Source organism: Streptomyces sp. NPDC034111 (genome assembly GCF_055575375.1).
Map to the genome: position 1 here is coordinate 1 of NZ_JBVIST010000025.1, position 18,364 is coordinate 18,364.

The following is an 18,364-nucleotide window of genomic DNA, read 5'->3' on the forward strand; positions in this document are numbered from 1 at the left end:
TTCAGCTCACGCAGCGAGCGCGGGTAGTAGCGCCACGGCAGCGTCGGGTGCAGACCGTTGACGATGTGCAGCTCGGTGAGGTTCTCGTGCTCCATCGCCTTGGCCAGGCGCACGGCCTCCTCGATGCGCATCGTGTACGCGTCCTTCTCACCCGGCTTGCGCTGGAAGGAGCAGTAGGCGCACGACGCGGTGCACACATTCGTCATGTTCAGATGACGGTTGACGTTGAAGTGCACGACATCGCCGTTCTTACGGGTGCGCACCTCGTGGGCCAGACCGCCCAGCCACGCCAGGTCGTCACACCCGTAGAGGGCGATACCGTCCTCGCGGGTCAGCCGCTCCCCGGCGTGGACCTTCGCCTCCAGCTCACGCTTGAGTCCTGCGTCCATCCTCAATGACCTTCCTCGTACTTGACCTTGGCAAAGAGTGCTCTCGGCGCCGGTGTCGCCGCCTCAGTAGATTCCTTCGGGAGCGGCCCGGGAGACCTGCAACGGCTGCACATTCGCCACGCCGTCACAGGGCCAGTCGGCCGAGGTGCGGTACCGCACGGCCTGATCGCGTTCGAGGATGTTCGGCAGGAAAAGATCCTCGTGCAACACGGTGAGCCGGACCTGGCCCACCTCTCCGTGGCCCACCGTCCGCGCCGGATCGTTCTTGTCGACGACGGCCATGGTCACCTGCGGGTAGTGCGGGACGTACGGAAGCACATCGCCGTCGTCCTCCGCCGGCAGGCCCATGGCGCAGCCGAAGGTGTTCCCGTAGGCCGTCCCGATCACACCGCCGCCCAGCGCCGCGACGATGTCCCGGTACATCGTCGGCACGATCTGGGTACCGCCGAGCCCGACCCCGTCGAGCTGCCGGACCAGTTCCGGACGCCGCCCGGCCAGCGCCTGGAACAGCGCGGGGGTGGTCTCCAGATAGTCGATCCGGCGGCTGCTCAGGATGTCCGCGATCTGCTCGACGACATGATCGACATAGCGGTTGACCTCGGCCAGCCGGCAGGCCCGGATGAGCTGTTTGATCCAGCGCGGGTCGAGGTCGATGCCGTAGACCACCGACGCATGCAGATGGGCGATCTGCGCGGCGCCCTCACCCACCACATGCGGCCCTCCGGGAGTCGCGTAGACCCAGCTGCGGCCGGCTGCGAAGCCGGCCGTGACCAGGCCGAACCGCCGCCACCGGGCATGGTGTTCGAGCATCGTCCCGGTGTAGAAGACCCGGCACGGCCTGCCGGTGGTGCCGCCCGAATCGAAGACCCGGCCGGCCAGCGGACGTGGCACCGCTTGGGGGACCAGATCGACCGGGTCGAGGTCCCGCAGTGCGGCGAGCGTGAAGTGCCCGAACGCCGACAGTTCGGCGTAGCGCGTGAGGTCGAACGGCTCGAAGTCCAGCTCGGCACGGCGCTTGAGCCAGAACGGGCTTCCGGTCGCCGGATCGAAGTGGCGTCGTACGACATGCCGCGTCCACGCATCGAGATCCATGGACAGCCAGTGCTCCATGCGGGAGCTGTCCAGGGGAGCGGTGGTCGGCAGCATCGCCGTTCCTTTCCTGCCGGGAAGGCCGGGCAGTCCCATCCTCGCCGAGGCCACTCTGGGGAAATCCCCACACCCACAACGGGTTTCCTGGGAGCCGCGGCGCCGGCCCCCCGCGCCGGCAGCCCGAACGAACCCGGGAGGACCCATGGCCCAGCGGCTGACGATCGCCCACTCACCGTGCCCGAACGACACCTTCGCCTTCCACGCCTGGTCGCACGGGCTGCTCCCGGACGCCCCCGGACTCGACGTGACCATCGCGGACATCGACGTCACCAATGGCCTCGCCGAGCGCGGCGGCCCGGACCTGCTGAAGATCTCGTACGCGGCGCTGCCCTATGTGCTGGACGACCATGTGCTGCTGCCGTGCGGCGGCGCACTGGGCCACGGCTGCGGGCCGCTGGTGCTCACCCGGGACGAGGACGGCCCGGCCGGTGCGGCGCGGCTGGCCGGGCGGAGCGTGGCGGTGCCCAGCGTGCGCTCGACCGCGTATCTGCTGTTCCGCCTGTGGGCCGCGCGAGCCGTACCGGGCAGGGTCGGGGACATTGTGGTGATGCCCTTCGACGAGATCATGCCCGCCGTCCGGGACGGTGCGGTCGACGCCGGGCTCGTCATCCACGAGGCCCGCTTCACCTACCAGCAGTACGGTCTGCACCACCTCGCCGACATGGGCGAGGCCTGGGAGGCCGCCACCGGCCGGCCGATCCCGCTCGGGGCGATCGTGGCCCGGCGCGACCTCGGCACGGCCCAGCTGCGCACGGTGGCCCGCGCCGCCGCCGACTCCGTCCGGTTCGCCTGGCGCCACCCGGCGGCGTCCCGTTCCTACGTCCTGGAGCACGCCCAGGAGATGGCGCCGGACGTGATCGAGCAGCACATCGGGCTGTATGTGAACGGCTACACCGCCGAACTGGGCGAGGACGGGTACGCGGCGGTGCGGGAACTGCTCGGCCGGGCCGCCACCGAGGGACTTCTCCCACCCGTCGCTCCCGGCGCCCTGGACTTCCCGGGGCGGACGGGAGACTGACGACAGGGACCTACCCCTCGACGGTCACCGGCACGGCCTGCGCACGGACCGCATCGACCAGCTCCATCGTGGCCACCGCGTCCCGCCGCCACCGGGCCTCCCCCGGATCGGCCGCGGCGCCCCCGGCCACGACGGCCGCCGCGAAACCGGCCAGGGACCGGTCCAGCTGATCCGCCGCCGGAAGCGTGAACTTCTCGACATGGTCCTGCTCCTCCAGCAGCAGCACCGGCTGGTACCCGGCCGGCGGGGTGAACGCCCGGTCCACCGTGACCCGCGCCTTCTCGCCCCACAGGGAGTAGTACGACGCGTAGGCGTGCTCGAAGCCGAACTCGACGCTCGCCAGCACACCGGACGGGGACACCAGCAGCGCCTGGCCGGACAGTTCGAGCCCGTCGGACCGCCGTACCCGGGTCGTGGCCCCGGCCACCCGCAGGCCGGGGCCCAGCAGCATCCCGGCCGCCCGCAGCGGATACACCCCCGCGTCCAGGAGCGCGCCGCCCCCGAGCCCGGGAACGTAGCGAATGTCCTCGGCGGGCAGCGGCGGGAAGCAGAACGCACCGCGGAACGAGCGCAGTCCACCGAGCCGCCCTTCGGCGAGCAGGGCGGCCACGGCGTCATGCTGCGGATGGTGCAGGAACATGAAGTTCTCCCGCAGCACCAGGTCATGGGCCTCGGCCAGCGCCACCACCGCCCGCGCCTCGGCAGCCGTCGTGGCGATCGGCTTCTCGACCAGCACATGCTTGCCCGCGTGCAGCGCCCGGGCGGCCCATTCGCCGTGCAGGGACGGCGGCAGGGAGATGTACACGGCGTCGATGTCGTCGCGCTCCAGGAGCGCCGCTTCGGTGACGGCGGCGCAGCCGAAACGGTCGGCGAAGCGCCGGGACCGCTCCGGACTGCGGCCCGCCACCGCCACCAGGTCGGTCTGCGGACAGCCCGCCATCGCCGGCAGCACCCGCCGCCAGGCGATCGACGAGGTACCCAGCGCGCCGAAGCGTACCGGGGCGGCCGCGGCGGCTTCCGCCGCGTCGCCGCCGGGGGAGCGGCCGGTGCGTTCCGAGGGCGGCGGTGGGGGAGGGGTGCGCTGAGCTGACACGGGAGCATCCATGGGGGTTTTGGAGGGGGAAGGGCGGCAGGGCGGGGCAATCAGCCCCAGGTCACCGGTAGTTCGTACACGCCGTAGTGCATCGCGGTCTCCCGCAACGGCACCTGCTGCGCGGGCACCGTGAGCCGCAGATCCGGGAAGCGGTCGAACAGCTTCCGCAGGCCGATGCGCAGCGAGGCGCGGGCCAGGTGCTGTCCGAGGCACTGGTGGATGCCGAAGCCGAACGCCAGATGCCGGCGCGAGGGGCGGTCGATGTCGAACTCGTCGGGGTTCTCGAAGTACCGCGGATCACGGTTGGCCGACGGCAGCGACAGCACCACCGTCTGGCCTGCCTTGATGGTCCGCCCGCCGATCTCGACATCCTCCAAGGCCACCCGGCTCGCCCCGAAGTGAGAGATCGTCAGATAACGCAGCAGCTCCTCGACCGTGTTCTCCATCAGCTCCGGCCGGGCCCGCATCTTCGCCAGCTGCTTGGGGTGCTCCAGCAGGGCGAAGGTGCCCAGCGCGAACATGTTGGGAGTGGTGTCCAGCGCCCCGCCGATGGCGATCCAGGCGATGTTGAACATCTCCTGCTCGGTCAGTTCACCGGTCGCGATGAGCTGACCGAGCAGGTCGTCACCGGGCTCGCCGGCGAACCGCTCGGCCATCATCCGCTCGAGCGTCGCATTGAGCTCGGTGTTGTGGTGGATGAACTCTTCCAGCGTGTAGTCGATCCGCATGATGACGGAGAAGTGCTCCGCCAGCGAGGTCAGATCGCTCTCCGACACCCCCATGATGGAGCAGGTCGACCTGGCGGGGATCTTCTCCGCGAAGACCTTCACCAGGTCCACGGGCGGCTCCATCTCCGCCATCTCGTCGAGCACACCGTCGATGATCCGCTCCAGCGTGGGCTCGTACTGCTGGATCTTGCGTACGGTGAAGAAACCGGTCAGCAGCCGTCGGTACCGGGTGTGCTCCGGCGCGTCCATCCGCACGAAGTTGCCGGGCGCGGACGGCTCGGGGGAGTAGTCCTCCACGTCGAACGGCGGGGAGTGCACCAGCGCCAGCAGCTCACTGCGGTGGCTGAACCGCGGGTCCGTCATGATCTGGCGGATGTGATCATGACGGGTGACCAGCCAGCCTTCCTTCTCACGCGGCGAGAGCTCGAAGGTCACCGGGCTGATCGGGTCCTCCTCGCGCAGCTGCGCATACTCCGCCGCCGGATCGAAGGGACAGCTCCGCTTGTACGGGATCACCGGCGCTTTCGGCTCGTGAACCATGACTCCTCCGTTGCTGTTGGTGGACCGGAGTGGATCCCATGGCGACTCCACCCTGCGGTGCCCGAGGCCGAGGCCAACAACAGCCCAGCACGGACCGGGGAGAGGGAGCCAGCGAGGCGCGGGATCTCTAGGGAATTTGCCGGACCGGGCGGCGGCCCTGCCCGGCGCGGGCGGCTCACTGCGGTGGGTTCCCGTGCTTGCGCGGCGGCAGCTCGGCCTGCTTCGTACGCAGCATCGCGAAGGAGCGGATGAGCACCGCTCTGGTCTCGGCCGGGTCGATGACATCGTCCACCAGACCGCGCTCGGCGGCGTAATAGGGGTTCATCAGCTCGGACTTGTACTCCTTGACCATCCGGGCCCGCAGGGCCTCCGGATCGTCGGCCTCCGCGATCTCCTTGCGGAAGATGACCTGGGCCGCCCCCTCGGCGCCCATCACCGCGATCTCGTTCGTCGGCCAGGCGAAGGACAGATCCGCGCCCACCGAGCGGGAATCCATGACGATATAGGCGCCGCCGTAGGCCTTGCGCAGGATCAGCTGGATGCGGGGAACGGTGGCATTGCAGTACGCGTACAGCAGCTTGGCGCCGTGGCGGATGATGCCGCCGTGCTCCTGACCGACACCAGGCAGAAAGCCGGGCACGTCGAGCAGCGTCAGCAGCGGGATGCTGAACGCGTCGCAGTGCTGGACGAAGCGGGCCGCCTTCTCCGCGGCGTGCACATCCAGCACCCCGGCCAGCGACCGCGGCTGGTTCGCGACGATGCCGACCACCTCGCCGCCCAGACGGGCCAGCGCGCACACCACGTTGGTCGCCCAGCGCTCGTGGACCTCCATGAACTCACCGTCGTCGGCGATCTCCTCGATCACCTCGCAGACGTCGTACGGCTTACGGCCGTCCTCCGGGACCAGCTCCAGCAGCCGGTCACAGCGGCGGTCGGCCGGATCGGTGCTGGGGACCGCCGGCGGCAGCTCACGGTTGTTGCCCGGCAGCAGCGACAGCAGATAGCGGACCTCCTCCAGGCAGGTCCGCTCATCGTCGTAGGCGAAGTGGCAGACACCGGAGAGCTCGGCGTGCACCTCCGCGCCACCGAGGCCGTTCTGGCTGACCCGTTCGCCGGTGACGGCTTGGACGACATCCGGACCCGTGAGGAACATCTGTGAGGTCCCGCGGACCATGAAGACGAAGTCGGTGAGCGCGGGGGAGTAGGCGGCGCCGCCGGCGCACGGCCCGAGCATCACCGAGATCTGCGGGATGACCCCGGAGGCCTTGGTGTGGCGCCGGAAGATCCCGCCGTAGCCGGCCAGCGCCACCACACCCTCCTGAATACGGGCCCCGGCCCCGTCGTTGAGCGAGACCAGCGGCGCACCGGCCTGAAGGGCCAGGTCCATGACCTTGTGGATCTTGGCGGCATGGGACTCGCCCAGCGCCCCGCCGAAGATCCGGAAGTCATGCGCGTACACGAACACGGTCCGGCCGAACACCGTCCCCCACCCGGTCACCACACCGTCGGTGTACGGCCTGCGGGCCTCCAGACCGAACCCGGTGGCCCGGTGCCTGCGCAACGGTTCAATCTCGGTGAAGGCCCCCTCGTCCAGCAGCAGAGCAATCCGCTCGCGGGCGGTCAGCTTGCCCTTGGCGTGCTGGGCCGCGGTCGCACGCTCCCCGGGGCCGTTACGGGCCTGCTCGTGGCGGGCGTCGAGATCGGCCACCCGCCCGCGGGCGTCCTGCGGCGCGTGCCGGGCGGGAAGGTTCTCGCGGTAGGTCATCGAAAGCAACTCCAGCTCTGTGCATCGGCGCCGTCACGAAGCTCCGCGTACGCCCCTCACGGGTCCCGCAGCCGTACGGCCGGTGCCGGCACCGCGGCCGGGGCGCAGAACTCCAGCAGCCCGTCAGATCTCCAGCGGCCGAGCCGGCCCGAAGCCATCACCGTCCCGTTCTCCTCCGCCAGGCAGGCCCCATCGGCGCGGCGGATGCTCCCGTAGGGCAACGCCGGCCCGGCGGCGCGGACTTCACCGGTCTGCCCGGCCGGCACCGGACAGCCGTCCCGGTCCACCACCTGCACATGGACGCCGGGCACCGGACGGTTCCCTCCCGGCTCCCGCGGCCACGGGCCGTCGGGGCTGAATTCCCGGACCGTCCAGGGCATGGCACCGTCCGCGGCGGCGAACTCCACCCACAGCGGCGCCCGGGGCAGCACCTCGAAGTGCCGCTCGATCACCGCGCGCGGACAGGGACCGCCGATCAGCACGGTCGGTCGCGGAGCCAGCGGCCGGGACGCCACCGAGAACGACTGCAGAAGCCGCGCATACTCATCCGGCCCGAAGACCGCCACGCCATGGCGCTTCGGCGCCGGGGAGCCGGCGAAACCCCCGTACCGCGACGGCACATGAAGGGTGCCCCCGCAGGCGAACGCCCACCACATCGCGGGCACGGTCGTCGTACGGCCCGGAGGGTGATGCACCAGCACCCCGTCCTCGGCGCTGCCGACCCGGCGGATCCTGGCCGACAGCGCCAGCTGCCACGCGCGGTGGTCGGTCAGAAACCCGCCCACCCCTTGCCAGTCCGCCTCGGGAACCAGCAGATAGGCGGCCTCCGTGTGCCCGGAGCGCGGCAGGGCGGGGTCCGGCTGCTGGACGGCGATCTTGCCCCAGGTGGTCGGGTCGTCCAATACCCAGGACATACAGCGGTAGTTCCACAGCGGGCGGGTCACCGCACTGCACAACACCACCCGGGCCCCGCTGACCTCGGTGAACCGGTCGAGCCGCGCCCCGCGCGCCGCCGCGGGGACGGGGACGCACACCCCGCCGGCCTTCAGCACCGCAAGCTGGCCCACCACGGCCTGCCGGTGGTCGCCGCAGTGGACGATCACCGGATCGCCCAGCTGCACTCCGCTGCGTACCAGCGCCGACGCCAGCTGACCGGCCCGGGTCTCGGCCTCGCCGTACGTCAGGTGATGCTCGCCCTCCTGAACGGCTCTGGCGGCCGGCCACCGTTGCGCGATCCTGGTGAACAGGCCGTCAAGGGTGAGCGGCAGAGCTTGCGGGCCCCGCCGCCGGTACGCCCGCGGTTCCGCCGGCCCGGACCTGCTCCGGTCGGACAGCGTCTGTGGAGCGACCACTTCGTTCCCCTTTCGTGCCGACCCCACGGAAGGAATTCCGCGTGACTTCCTTGCGGAAATCCCGGTGCGCCGTCATGGCTCGACCCGGGGACCTGGCGTCACAGCGGAGCCGGGGAAGGGATTCCGTCGGCCGCGGCGGAAACGGACAAGCCGGTGCGACCTCAGGCGCTGCACGCCCCGGACAGCCTCCGCCACCGGAACGAACCATCGGCCGTGTCCGACAGCCTCGCCGCAGGTTTCGGCGCCGGACAAGGCCATATGCGGGGAACTAGGAGAATTGCTGGTACTCATGGGCGACGGCTGGAGTACGGACACGGAGAGCGCGCAACGCCCGTTCGGTGACCGGCGAGCGGGGATGTGGGCGGGTGCGCTCAGCTCGCGTTGCCGGACGGGCAGGTCGGCCCGGTCGGTGCTGCGGAGTACGGGCGTGGGTGGTGCAGCGGCTGGAAGTAGTGGGTGAGTGTCCAGGCGCCGATGCGGTTACCGGCTCGGCAGCCGACCACGTCCGCGGTACGGGAGTGGATTCCGGCCCAGACGCGGGCGTTGATCATGTCCTCGTTGAACTGGTCGGCGTATGCGTAGTGCCGTGTGGTGCCGGTGATCTCGGAGGGGACATTGAGGTCGAGGTGGGGGGTGCCGAGGATCCCGGTCAGGGTCCGGGTCACGGCGCCGGCGACCGTGGTGTGGCCGCTGAGGTAGTCGGGGTGCGGGGGCGTGACGAGCAGCGGCTGCCACTGCGGGTCGGCTTCGGTCGCGGGATTGCCGTCGGTGTCGGCGAGTTGGACCGCGGTGATCGGCCGCCAGAATCCGTAGTGGAGCTTGGAGTCCCATGCGGTGACCACGGCGTCGGTCGCCGAGGTGTTCGCCGCGGCGAAGATCCGCGCTGTTTCGGCGATGCCGAGGTGGTGCCGGGCGGTGTGGTCCCGGAGGGCGGTCTGGAGTTGGACGACCAGACTGCCCCCGAAGAACAGGGCGGTCTCGGTCTGGTGCGCGGTGCGGGGCGAGCCGGTCTTCGCCCCCATGGTCTTCACCTCGTTCACGTCCTGGGCGTAGCGGGCCGACGTCAGTGCGGGCGGACCCCCGGGACGGAACTGGGCCGGGGAGGTCAGCAGCATGGGGCGCAGCCTGGCGAGCCAGGTGTCGATGAAGGGGAGGTAGCCGGGCGGGGTGGGCCGCCAGACACCGGGCGCGGGGGGAGTGGTGAACTCCACCGGTGCGAACCGGCCGTCTCCTTCGCGCAGAGCGATGAGGTGGTCGGCGGCACGTGCCCCGAAGGCCACCCCCTGGCGCTTCGCCCTGCCGTCGGGGATCTTGGCGAGGGACCCGGCGTACGCGGCATCGAGCGGGGCCTGGGAGGCGGGGAAGTAGGTGCGCAGTACGTGGTGTGCGGCGGTCACGGCCGCCGCCTCGGGTGAGGCGGTGGCGGGGCCGTGCGCCCGCCACTTGTACGGGGCGTAGCGGCCCTGGATGCCGACCACGGCGTTGTAGACGGCGGCCGAGACAAAGCCGTGCCAGATGACCGCCTGCCCGGAGGGGCGGGTGGGCCCGAGGTTGGTGGCGATGGTGTCGGTGGCGATGGCGTTCCATTCGCGGATCGCCGCGGGGTCCGCCGAAGGCGGTGAGTGGCTTTCGGCGGTGGCGGCGGTGGCGGCGGTGTTGGCGGTGTTTGCCGTGGCGGTGGGGCCGGTGACGGCTGTGAGGGCGAGGAGCAGCAGTGCTGCGACAGCGCCGAGGGCGGCCCGTGTGGCGAGGGCGACTCGTCTGCTCGAACGAGAAGTATCCATAACCGATTTAACGGCCAATCGGGTGAATGGTCACCCTGGCGGGCCGTCAGCGCCCCCGAAGCTGCCGCTCCTCGTACCGACGGCGGCTGTCTGCCGGTGTCTGCCGGTGTTCGCCGCCTTCTGGACCGTCTGCGGCTTTACGGTCCGGCTGCGCACGGGCGTTACCGATGGGTAGTCTCGCGGTGGCCGGCGCCGGACGGGGGCGAGGGCGCGCCGGACCGGAAGCCCCGACCGGCAATCGACGAGCAACCGACCAGGACGGTGGTAATCATCCATGGCAGATCACGACCTGACCGGTTTTGACCGCAGCACCTTCACCCATGACGGAGTGACGCGCCGGATTCTGCGGCGTGGCACGGGGCCCGCAGTGATCGTGATGGCGGAGATCCCGGGCATCACGCCCAAGGTGCTGGCGTTCGCGGAACGCGTGGCCGCGATCGGCTGCACCGCCGTGCTCCCGGTGCTCTTCGGCACCCCCGGCCGCGGTGCCCACCCGGCAGCCGATGGCCGGCTGAGGTCCGGTCTCTACGGGGCCTCGTCGATGGCAAAGGCGTGCGTGAGCCGGGAGTTCACCGTGCTGGCCACCGGGAAGACCTCACCCGTGGTGACCTGGCTACGGGCCCTTGCCGCGTACGAGCATGAGCGCTGCGGCGGTCCTGGCGTCGGGGCCGTCGGTATGTGTCTCACCGGCGGCTTCGCCCTGGCCATGGCCGCCGATGAGCGCCTTGTCGCGCCCGTACTGTCCCAGCCGTCCCTGCCGCTGGCGCTCACCAGAAGCCGGGCCGCCGGTATCGACATCTCCGCCGAAGACCTCGCCGCCGTCCGGGGCCGCTGCGAGCGTGACGGCCTTCAGGTCATGGGACTGCGTTTCCGCGGGGACCGGTTGGTGCCTGCCGACCGGTTCGCCTTTCTGCGCCGCGAACTTGGCGAGGCGTTCACCGCCGTCGAACTCGACGACTCCGCCGCGAATCCCGATGCCGCGCTGCCGCCGCACTCGGTACTGACCGAGCACCTCATCGACGAACCCGGCCAGCCCACCCGCGACGCGCTGGACCAGGTGCTCGACCTCTTCCGCACGCGCTTGCTCGACGAGCACCGCGACACGGCCGCGGACACCCCGGCCACCCCAGGAGGGGCATGACCCACCAGGCTCAGCGGCCGCGGGCGGGCGGCCTGGCGGCGGAACGGCACCCTCACGCGCCTCGATCCGTAGGCGGACTCGCCTCTCGTCCGCTCGGCGGAGCGTGATGGTTCTGCGGCGGGAAGCGGGTGGCGCCGGCGCTGCACAGCATGGGAGCCATGACCGTTGATGGGTACCTCGCCGTGATCCGCCGTACGTTGTTCAGGCCCGCCCGGCCGGCGCCCGCGGGGCTCTTCGCCCGGCTGGCCGCGGGCCTGGGGACCGCCGCGATGCTGGTGTACGCCGGGCAGAAGGTGTACATGGCGCTGCGAGGCGAGATCGGCATGCCCGGACACCCCGCTCCTGACACCGTGCAAGCGCAGTTCGAGCATGCCGTGCTCGCCCAGGCGGCCAACGCTTCGCTCGGTGTGCTCGCGGCGTTGGTGGCGTGGGCGACCGTGGCGCGGTGGGGAGCCCGCATCCCGCGATGGATGCTGCTCTGCGCTCTGACGCTCGCCCTCGTGATGCAGTCGCTGGGGGCGGTGATGACCGTCCGGCGTCCGGACTTCGACCTGGCAGGACCCAGCTGGGACAGCGTGTCCGACCTGCTGAAGGGATCCATCCAGCTCGCGGCCTGGCTCGTACTGACGCTCTCCTACTACGCACGCACCCGCGGGCCCGGCGCCCCGGAGGCCACCCGTCGCGTGCGGACGGCAGCGGCCTACCTGGCCTTCGGCTGCGCACTCGCCTACGGCGCGATGAAGCTCAACTGGGCCTTGGGCGGCGAATTCCTGATGAGTCAGACCCCGCTGCCCCCTGCCACCGGGGAGGACTTGCTCGCCCGCACCGGCGGCGCGGTCCTTCAGCACTGGGTGTCCGTGGCGCTGGCCCTGGTGGGCATGGCGGCCGCGCTCCATCTCTCCGGCCGCTTCCGGCCGCACGGGAAGATCCGCCGAAGGCTGCTGCTCATCGGCTCCTGGGCGGGGTGCGCCTTCATGGTGGCGCGTGCGGTCGGCCTCCTGGGCTACGGGTTCGTCCACGACCTGCGACTGCTGGCCGACCCGTCCTCCGTCCCCGTGGCCCACGCGGATCTCGCACGCTTCCAGGCTCATTGGGACCTCGTCCTGTGGTCGCCGTACTGGCTGCTCTTCGGCACGTGCTGGGGCGTGGCGGCCTGGCACTACCGGCGCCGCTGACGCCGCTGTGGTCTCCTGCACGGCTGCCCGACGGGGGTGCGCCGACGCCGTGGGGCCGTTCGGAGTTGTGGAAGCCACGGGTGCGGCAGAGGTCGCCACGGGCTCCGGCGCGGCCACACGGACAGCGCCCTTATGGATCACTCGCCGGGCGGAGCCGGGCCCGGTGGGCGAGGCTGAGCCATGGAGGTGGATCATGGAACAGCTGAAGGCAGACGTCTGCGTGGTGGGCGCGGGTTTCGCCGGTCTCGCAGCGGCGAGAAGACTGGTCCAAGCCGGCCATGAGGTGGTCGTACTCGAGGCCAGGGACCGGGTGGGCGGACGGGTGTGGAACCGGGAGCTTCCCGACGGGACCGTGGTGTCGGCGGGCGGCACCTGGCTGGGCAAGGGGCAGGACCGCATGTTCCAGCTCTGCCGGGAACTGGGACTTGGGGTGTACCCCCAGTACGAGCGGGGCGATCACCTCCTGCGCCTGGACGGAGTCAACCACCGCTACCACGGCGGCATCCCCTCCACGGGCCCGCGGACGCTCATCGCCCTCGGCCTGGCGCTCGCCCGTCTGTACGTGATGGCGCGGCGCCTCCCGGCGGATGCCCCCTGGCGCGCCCGGCGCGCCCGCACGTGGGACGCCCGCACACTCGGGCAGTGGCTCTCCGACCCGCTCAACGTGCCCTCGGCCACCGCCCGCACCATGCTCAGGTCGACCATGAATCTGCTGTTCTGCGCCGACCCGGCGGAGGTCTCGCTGCTGGGCGCCCTCACCCTGGCCCGGGGCGGCGGAGGTTTCGGCTACTACACCGACTCCCGCAGAACCGAGACCCATCTCGTGGACGGCGGAGCCGCCGAACTGGCGAGGCGCATGGCCGAGCACCTGGGAGAACGGGTGCACCTGTCCAGGCCCGTTCAGCGGATCGCACACGACGGCACCTGCGTGAAGATCGTTTCCGATTCGCTCGCCGTGCGGGCACACCGCGTGATCGTGGCAACGCCGCCGCTGCTGGCGGGACGGATCGCCTTCGACCCGCCGCTTCCCACCACGCACAGCCATCTGTTGCAGCGCGTGGCGCCGGGGGCGATCATCCGGGTGCACACCGTGTACCCACAGCCGTTCTGGCGCGAGCACCACCTGTCGGGACAGACCTTCGCGCCCCAGACGCCCGTCCCGGTCACGATCGACCAGACACCGCAGTCGGGCCGGCCAGGAGTACTCAGCAGCTACGCGTTCAGCACCGGAGCCCTGCGCCTGGGGCGCCTGGACCCCACCGAGCGGCGAGAGGTCTGGCTGGACGCGCTCGCCGAGCGGTTCGGGCCCCAGGCGCGCCGCCCCCTCCAGTATCTGGAGACCGACTGGTCCTCCCAACAGTGGTCGCTGGGCGGGATGATGGGCCACTTCCCGACCGGCACCCTGACCAATTACGGCAGCGCGCTGCGCGAGCCGGTGGGCCGGATCCACTGGGCCAGCACCGAGTCGGCAACGGTGATGCACGGCCTGATGGAGGGCGCGGTGCGCTCCGGCGAGCGAGCCGCCCAGGAAGTCCTGGCCGCGCTGTCTCCCGGTCAGCACGCCGCCGGCAAGCAGGACCGTTCTCCCTGACCCGCTCGCCCGGACCGGCCGTGCACCACGACCGCTGTGGCCTGACCTCAATGGCGCCCCCATGGCCTGCGGCACCACCCTCCCGGATCGCGCGACGACGACAGGGGCCGTAGACAGGAACCATGGACACGAATCAGGAGACGTACCGCCCCGGCGAGGTGGTGCCGCAGAGCGGCATTTACGAATGCGACTGCGGAAAGGCCCACCGGTGGAGCACCAGCACCGACGTCAAAGGCCACCGTTTCCCGCCCCTGCCGGAAGACTGCTCGGGCGGTACCTGGGTCATGAAGGACCCCGCCCACCCGGCCTGACCACCGCCGCACGGTGGCAAGACGTCGAAGAACCACAGCACCCTGAGGCACGCCGCAGCAAAACGGGAGCCGACGCGCAGGACTCCGCCGAAGCCAAGGCCGGCGCCCACCGCCACCTCGGCCCGGCAGCAGGCGAGGCCTCGGTCTCCACCAGACCGGCAACACTCCCGTCAGGGCCCACCAGACCCTGACGGGTCCCACCCGGCCCTACCCATGGAGCACGGTGCGGGGCACGCTCGTGAGCGTAAGGCTCCCCACCCGGAGGGCCACTCGGAACCGGTCGCGGCGCAATCCGGAAAGGCTGGCCAGAGATGAGGCATCGCAGCGTTGCCGACCTGATGACGCCCAATGCCGTCGCCGTCCAGCCAGGCACCCCCTTCAGGGAGATCGCACATCTGCTCGATGAGTACGGCATCACCGCCGTACCGGTCCTCGACGAGGACGAGCGTCCGGTAGGTGTGGTGTCCGAGGCCGATCTGCTGCGTCGGGAACCCGGGAAGCACGGCCGGAGTACCGCCCAAGCGATCATGACCAGCCCGGCAATCGTGGCCCGCCCCGAGTGGAGCGCCGTGCAGGCTGCCAGGACGATGGAGGAGAAGAAGGTCAAGCGGCTGCCCGTGGTCGACGACACCGGCCGCCTCATCGGTGTGATCAGCCGCAGCGACCTCGTGCAGCTCTTCCTGCGGCGCGACCGGGCGATCCAGGAGGAGATCCTGGAGGACGTACTGACGCGCACACTGGGCGTCGCCCCGTCAGCCGTCACGGTCGATGTCGCTCATGGCACCGTGACGCTCAGCGGCACCGTGGAGCGCAAGAGCCTCATCCTCATCGCTGTGCGGCTGTGCGAGAGCGTCGACGGTGTGGTCGAGGTGATCGACCGGCTCACCTTCGTCCGGGACGACACCGCCGCCCAGGACACGGGGTTTTCCCCTCCCTGAAAGGGCCGAGGAGCAGGCGACGGGCCCCCGCCCCGCCCGCCCGGCCGCAGCACTGCCCCCTCGCGGCTTCACTGAGAGTGACGAAGGGGGCGTGGGGTGGCGGGCGACGAAACCACCGCGGCCACGCGCCCCAGCTACCTAGCGCTCCCCGCCCCTGGACCGCCGCACGACACGAGCCCTCCCCTCCAAATCTCGCGTCAACTACCCCGCAAATTGCGCTACGGAAACGCACACCGTCGCCACGAGGAGAAACACCACAGAGATCAGGTATGCGCGGGTGGCGGCATCGAGTTCTTTGAGGGAATCAGCGAACCTCGCCACACCTTCGAGAGTGCTCCCCAAGGCGTCAAGTGCCCTGGACTGGGCTTCCAAGGTTTCCGGAGCCTTCTCCGCGTAACTCTCCTGGGTCTCAGATATCAATTCGGCGTTCCGCTCCACCGCGTCCCTTCCGACTTCCACCACCTTTGTGGCTGCCGAGCGCACGGGCTTGATGTATCTGTTTTCCTGCCAGATGCCGATCCCCAGCATGATGGCTGCGCCCACCACTGCGGCCAGAGTAACGATCCACGTCAGGACGCTCATACGTGTGCTGCCTCCCTAGCCCGGCGAAACGGAATCCCCAGCCAAAGCCCCACGCCCCAGGGGTCGGCGACACCCGGCAGGCTTTGCCGGGTGTCCCGGGTCGCCAACTCTCCGCAAGCCGGCGGGAGTGGCCGCACGCACGCCCAAGCAGCGCTCAACTGGTCCATCGCTGTGCTGTGTTGGCGAGGCACTGGTTGTGGGGCCTCGCGCCAGCAGTTCCCTCGCCAACGACCGCGCTCCTCGTCAAAAAGAGCAGCGGTAATGAAAGGTATTTATTACGCATACTATGCGTTTCGATGCGGTGGAGCCAGCTGGGCGGGTTGCCCGCTCAACCATCCTTCGTACTTGAGGGACGCTGTCGGGAATGCGGGGCTGAGCCAAGCACACGTAATCTCCAGGTAGAGGCATGGTGCTGCGGCTCAAGCGCGCAAGGATCACGCGAACACTGAAGTCTTCTCAACGAAGGTCAATTCCAGCGCCCGTTGAGGACGAGGGCGGCTGGCCCGGCGATGCCGTCGATCCGATGGAGACTGAGCGCGATGGTGGCGAGGCCCGTGCCTGCTGCTCACCGGCCGCGCATGACCACCCTGCTGCCGACCAGCCGGTCGGGCAGGCTCTGCCTCTTCTCGCTGAGGCCGGCCGCCGTCGCGTTGACGACCGCGAACACCGGGACCGTGGCCATCACCAGGTTGCTCAGGTGGCGCACCAGCGCGGCACCGAAGGAGAGACGTCCGCCATCGGCGTCCCGGACGACCTCCATGCCGAGGAGCCTCTTGCCCACCGTGGCGCCCCAGCGGGACACGCTCAGCGGCGAGTACAGCAGCAGGAAGGCGAGCGTCCACACGGCGGCCGAGGGCAGCCAGAGGCTCTCCGCCGAGGCTGCCTCGAGGATCCGGTCGAGGCCGATCAGCGGGCCCAGGATCACGGCGACGGCGATGGCCAGGTCGATGGCCACGGCGAAGCCACGCCGCATGACGTCGGCCGGAGAACCGGGCAGCGAACGGGATCCGACAGCCATCCAGGGAAAGGGCTGAAGCGGACCGAGGTCGTCGCCCGATGACATGCGTCCGAGCATTTCTCTTTCACGCTTTCGATCTTGTAGCCGTTTCTCGGCCACGGAGGGGGCGAACAGGCGCGAAGTATATGCCAGTGTCCATTCCCTGCTTGTCCCGCGGGACATTAACGACTCCTTATCGAAATGATCTTCGCGCACGGGGTTGACTGCACCTCTTGACCTGAATCGCACCCAGTACGACACGCTTCTCCTGCGGCAGCCTGCGCGAGAACGCCTCGAATGGTTCACACGTGGGGGAGAGGACTACCAAGCCTGGCGCTATGGGTAACTCGCTGCCTATTACCGGCGCATCGGCCAAGATGAGCTCCGCTCGTGACAGGAGTTCATGAGAGGGGAGCACCACTACCCATAACCGGGTGTGCTGTGCGCAGATTCCCGATTTCGCTGTGACATTCCCCCAACACCAGGTGCCTTCTCATCATGGCTCTCACCTGGGCATACTCCACGCCTGCCGCGCCTCAAACCTGCCCGGTGCGGGGGGTGTTGGGAAGGAGCGACCGTGATCGCTCAGCCTCTCAACGATCGGCTTGCCCTCTCGCGATCCTCGCAGCGGAGCCATGTGGCACACCGGCTTCACATGCACATCCCTGTTCTCGGCACGGCACGGCACGGCACGATCGACAGATATTGGAGTACCGGGTGAATCAAGCCCCCACCACGTCAACCGACAGCACCCGTGGGGAAAACGGCGACGCAAACCGGTCCTGGCCAGTACGGCGAGGACTGCTACTGGAGTCCGGCCCTCAGTGGAGGCTGGCCCTCGCCGGCTTCGTCAACCAGCTCGGCACCGCAGCCTTCCTGGCGAGCGTGCCGCTGTACGCCCTGCGGGTGATCCACCTGTCCATAGATCCGGACCAGTCGCGGGGTCAAGGGCGGCATGGTCGCCGGCCGGGCCACCCGCCGCGCCGGGTTGGCGTTCCTGATGGGCATGGCGGTCATAGCAACAGCCTCCGGAGTACCCGGCTGGGTCGCCGTGACGATCATGATGGTCGGCGTCGCCATCCATACGGTGGGCTCACTGTGGCATGCGGCCGGATCGCTGGAGCTGCGGTTCCGGCTGGCTCCCGCACACGCCCAGGGCCAGTACTCCGGAGTGTTCGGCATGGGCATGGGCCTGTGCTACGTGGTCGCACCGAGCCTGCTGGGCCTGCTCTGCGTGACTTGGGGAGCGCCAGGCTGGCTCGTGATGGGCGGTGTGTTCGTCGCAGCCGGTCTCGCCATGCCGTATGTGATCCAGTGGGCAGGCCGCAGCCGGGAGATGGCGGACATCACCGACTGAGCTGCCGCCCAGGTGCTGGCACTCCTCGATTCGATCGGCCACGCCGCGCACTGACGTCGACTACCGCAACGCGTTTGAGCAGGAGCAGGAATGACTCTCGATCGGGGAGACGCGCCCTAGGCGCCGGGGAATCAGCCTTGAGGTTCCTGCGGCTTGGCATCGAGCTCGCGCAGATTTTGATCCTTGAGCTCGGTGCGGGCCTCCGTGCGGTGGCCGCGAGCGATGTAGTCCCGCACGACCGCCTCGATTGCGTCCTGGGGCGAGCCGATCCCAGCCAGGACCATCACTTCCACTACCAGTTCGGCGTCGAGCTTGACGTTGACCTTGGCCACAGTGCCCCCTCATCGCATCCGCACTCTAGCGGCCGTGCCCGCGTTGAGCACTCCTTTGCCTGCATGAAGGCCTGGAAGGTCCTCCGCGACTGCCGTCTGTCCTCCGCGACTGCCGTCTGAAG

General features: G+C 69.9%; 17 protein-coding genes. 7 read left to right on the forward strand and 10 right to left on the reverse strand.

Annotated elements, in window-relative coordinates:
• Both ACZ55A_RS33910 and ACZ55A_RS33915 read right to left on the reverse strand, forming a co-directional pair.
• Window positions 1-389 (reverse strand): radical SAM protein (locus ACZ55A_RS33910; RefSeq protein WP_468848495.1); only part of this gene is annotated, 389 nt, incomplete at its 3' end.
• Window positions 390-452: 63 nt separating this feature from the next.
• Window positions 453-1,535 carry an arylcarboxylate reductase gene (locus ACZ55A_RS33915; protein ID WP_468848498.1) on the reverse strand — a complete coding sequence of 361 codons (1,083 nt, stop codon included), beginning with the start codon at window positions 1,533-1,535 and terminating at the stop codon, window positions 453-455.
• Between the two features lie 145 nt (window positions 1,536-1,680).
• Here ACZ55A_RS33915 and ACZ55A_RS33920 point away from each other — a divergent pair, with 145 nt between their 5' ends.
• Window positions 1,681-2,556 (forward strand): 1,4-dihydroxy-6-naphthoate synthase, encoded by an 876-nt coding sequence (locus tag ACZ55A_RS33920; RefSeq protein WP_468848500.1) that lies wholly within the window; start codon window positions 1,681-1,683, stop codon window positions 2,554-2,556.
• Window positions 2,557-2,566: 10 nt separating this feature from the next.
• Here the strand turns inward: ACZ55A_RS33920 and ACZ55A_RS33925 are convergent, their stop codons facing one another.
• From ACZ55A_RS33925 to ACZ55A_RS33945, 5 genes are all read right to left on the reverse strand, one after another.
• The gene (locus ACZ55A_RS33925; RefSeq protein WP_468848503.1) at window positions 2,567-3,649 is read right to left on the reverse strand and encodes a Gfo/Idh/MocA family protein; all 1,083 of its coding nucleotides are present in this window, start codon (window positions 3,647-3,649) and stop codon (window positions 2,567-2,569) included.
• 50 nt (window positions 3,650-3,699) lie between these two features.
• Window positions 3,700-4,917 carry a cytochrome P450 gene (locus tag ACZ55A_RS33930; protein WP_468848505.1) on the reverse strand — a complete coding sequence of 406 codons (1,218 nt, stop codon included), beginning with the start codon at window positions 4,915-4,917 and terminating at the stop codon, window positions 3,700-3,702.
• A gap of 175 nt (window positions 4,918-5,092) precedes the next feature.
• Window positions 5,093-6,682: an acyl-CoA carboxylase subunit beta gene (locus ACZ55A_RS33935; RefSeq protein WP_468848508.1), complete on the reverse strand. Its 1,590-nt coding sequence runs from the start codon at window positions 6,680-6,682 to the stop codon at window positions 5,093-5,095.
• A 56-nt stretch (window positions 6,683-6,738) separates the two neighbouring features.
• Window positions 6,739-8,034: an AMP-binding protein gene (locus tag ACZ55A_RS33940; RefSeq protein ID WP_468848510.1), complete on the reverse strand. Its 1,296-nt coding sequence runs from the start codon at window positions 8,032-8,034 to the stop codon at window positions 6,739-6,741.
• A gap of 371 nt (window positions 8,035-8,405) precedes the next feature.
• Window positions 8,406-9,818: a vanadium-dependent haloperoxidase gene (locus ACZ55A_RS33945; protein WP_468848513.1), complete on the reverse strand. Its 1,413-nt coding sequence runs from the start codon at window positions 9,816-9,818 to the stop codon at window positions 8,406-8,408.
• A 274-nt stretch (window positions 9,819-10,092) separates the two neighbouring features.
• Between ACZ55A_RS33945 and ACZ55A_RS33950 the strand changes: the two genes are divergently transcribed.
• From ACZ55A_RS33950 to ACZ55A_RS33970, 5 genes are all read left to right on the forward strand, one after another.
• Window positions 10,093-10,959 (forward strand): dienelactone hydrolase family protein, encoded by an 867-nt coding sequence (locus ACZ55A_RS33950; RefSeq protein ID WP_468848516.1) that lies wholly within the window; start codon window positions 10,093-10,095, stop codon window positions 10,957-10,959.
• A gap of 158 nt (window positions 10,960-11,117) precedes the next feature.
• Window positions 11,118-12,134, forward strand: a complete 1,017-nt coding sequence (locus tag ACZ55A_RS33955) for a DUF3995 domain-containing protein (protein ID WP_468848519.1) — start codon at window positions 11,118-11,120, stop codon at window positions 12,132-12,134.
• A gap of 193 nt (window positions 12,135-12,327) precedes the next feature.
• On the forward strand, window positions 12,328-13,725 hold the full coding sequence (locus ACZ55A_RS33960; protein WP_468848521.1) for a flavin monoamine oxidase family protein: 1,398 nt from the start codon (window positions 12,328-12,330) through the stop codon (window positions 13,723-13,725).
• Between the two features lie 122 nt (window positions 13,726-13,847).
• Window positions 13,848-14,036, forward strand: a complete 189-nt coding sequence (locus tag ACZ55A_RS33965) for a hypothetical protein (protein ID WP_468848524.1) — start codon at window positions 13,848-13,850, stop codon at window positions 14,034-14,036.
• A gap of 311 nt (window positions 14,037-14,347) precedes the next feature.
• Window positions 14,348-14,974, forward strand: coding sequence for a CBS domain-containing protein (locus tag ACZ55A_RS33970; protein ID WP_468848526.1), 627 nt, complete (start codon window positions 14,348-14,350; stop codon window positions 14,972-14,974).
• 201 nt (window positions 14,975-15,175) lie between these two features.
• Here the strand turns inward: ACZ55A_RS33970 and ACZ55A_RS33975 are convergent, their stop codons facing one another.
• Both ACZ55A_RS33975 and ACZ55A_RS33980 read right to left on the reverse strand, forming a co-directional pair.
• Complete coding sequence (locus ACZ55A_RS33975) at window positions 15,176-15,556, reverse strand: hypothetical protein (protein WP_468848528.1); 381 nt, start codon at window positions 15,554-15,556, stop codon at window positions 15,176-15,178.
• 565 nt (window positions 15,557-16,121) lie between these two features.
• The gene (locus ACZ55A_RS33980) at window positions 16,122-16,574 is read right to left on the reverse strand and encodes an RDD family protein (RefSeq protein WP_468848530.1); all 453 of its coding nucleotides are present in this window, start codon (window positions 16,572-16,574) and stop codon (window positions 16,122-16,124) included.
• Window positions 16,575-17,508: 934 nt separating this feature from the next.
• On the opposite strand from ACZ55A_RS33980, the gene ACZ55A_RS33985 reads away from it, so the two are divergent.
• Entirely contained in the window at window positions 17,509-17,910 is a 402-nt protein-coding gene (locus ACZ55A_RS33985) for a hypothetical protein (RefSeq protein ID WP_468848532.1), read from the forward strand.
• A gap of 131 nt (window positions 17,911-18,041) precedes the next feature.
• On the opposite strand, the gene ACZ55A_RS33990 is transcribed toward ACZ55A_RS33985, so the two are convergent.
• Complete coding sequence (locus tag ACZ55A_RS33990; RefSeq protein WP_468848535.1) at window positions 18,042-18,242, reverse strand: DUF2191 domain-containing protein; 201 nt, start codon at window positions 18,240-18,242, stop codon at window positions 18,042-18,044.
• Window positions 18,243-18,364: the final 122 nt, after the last annotated feature.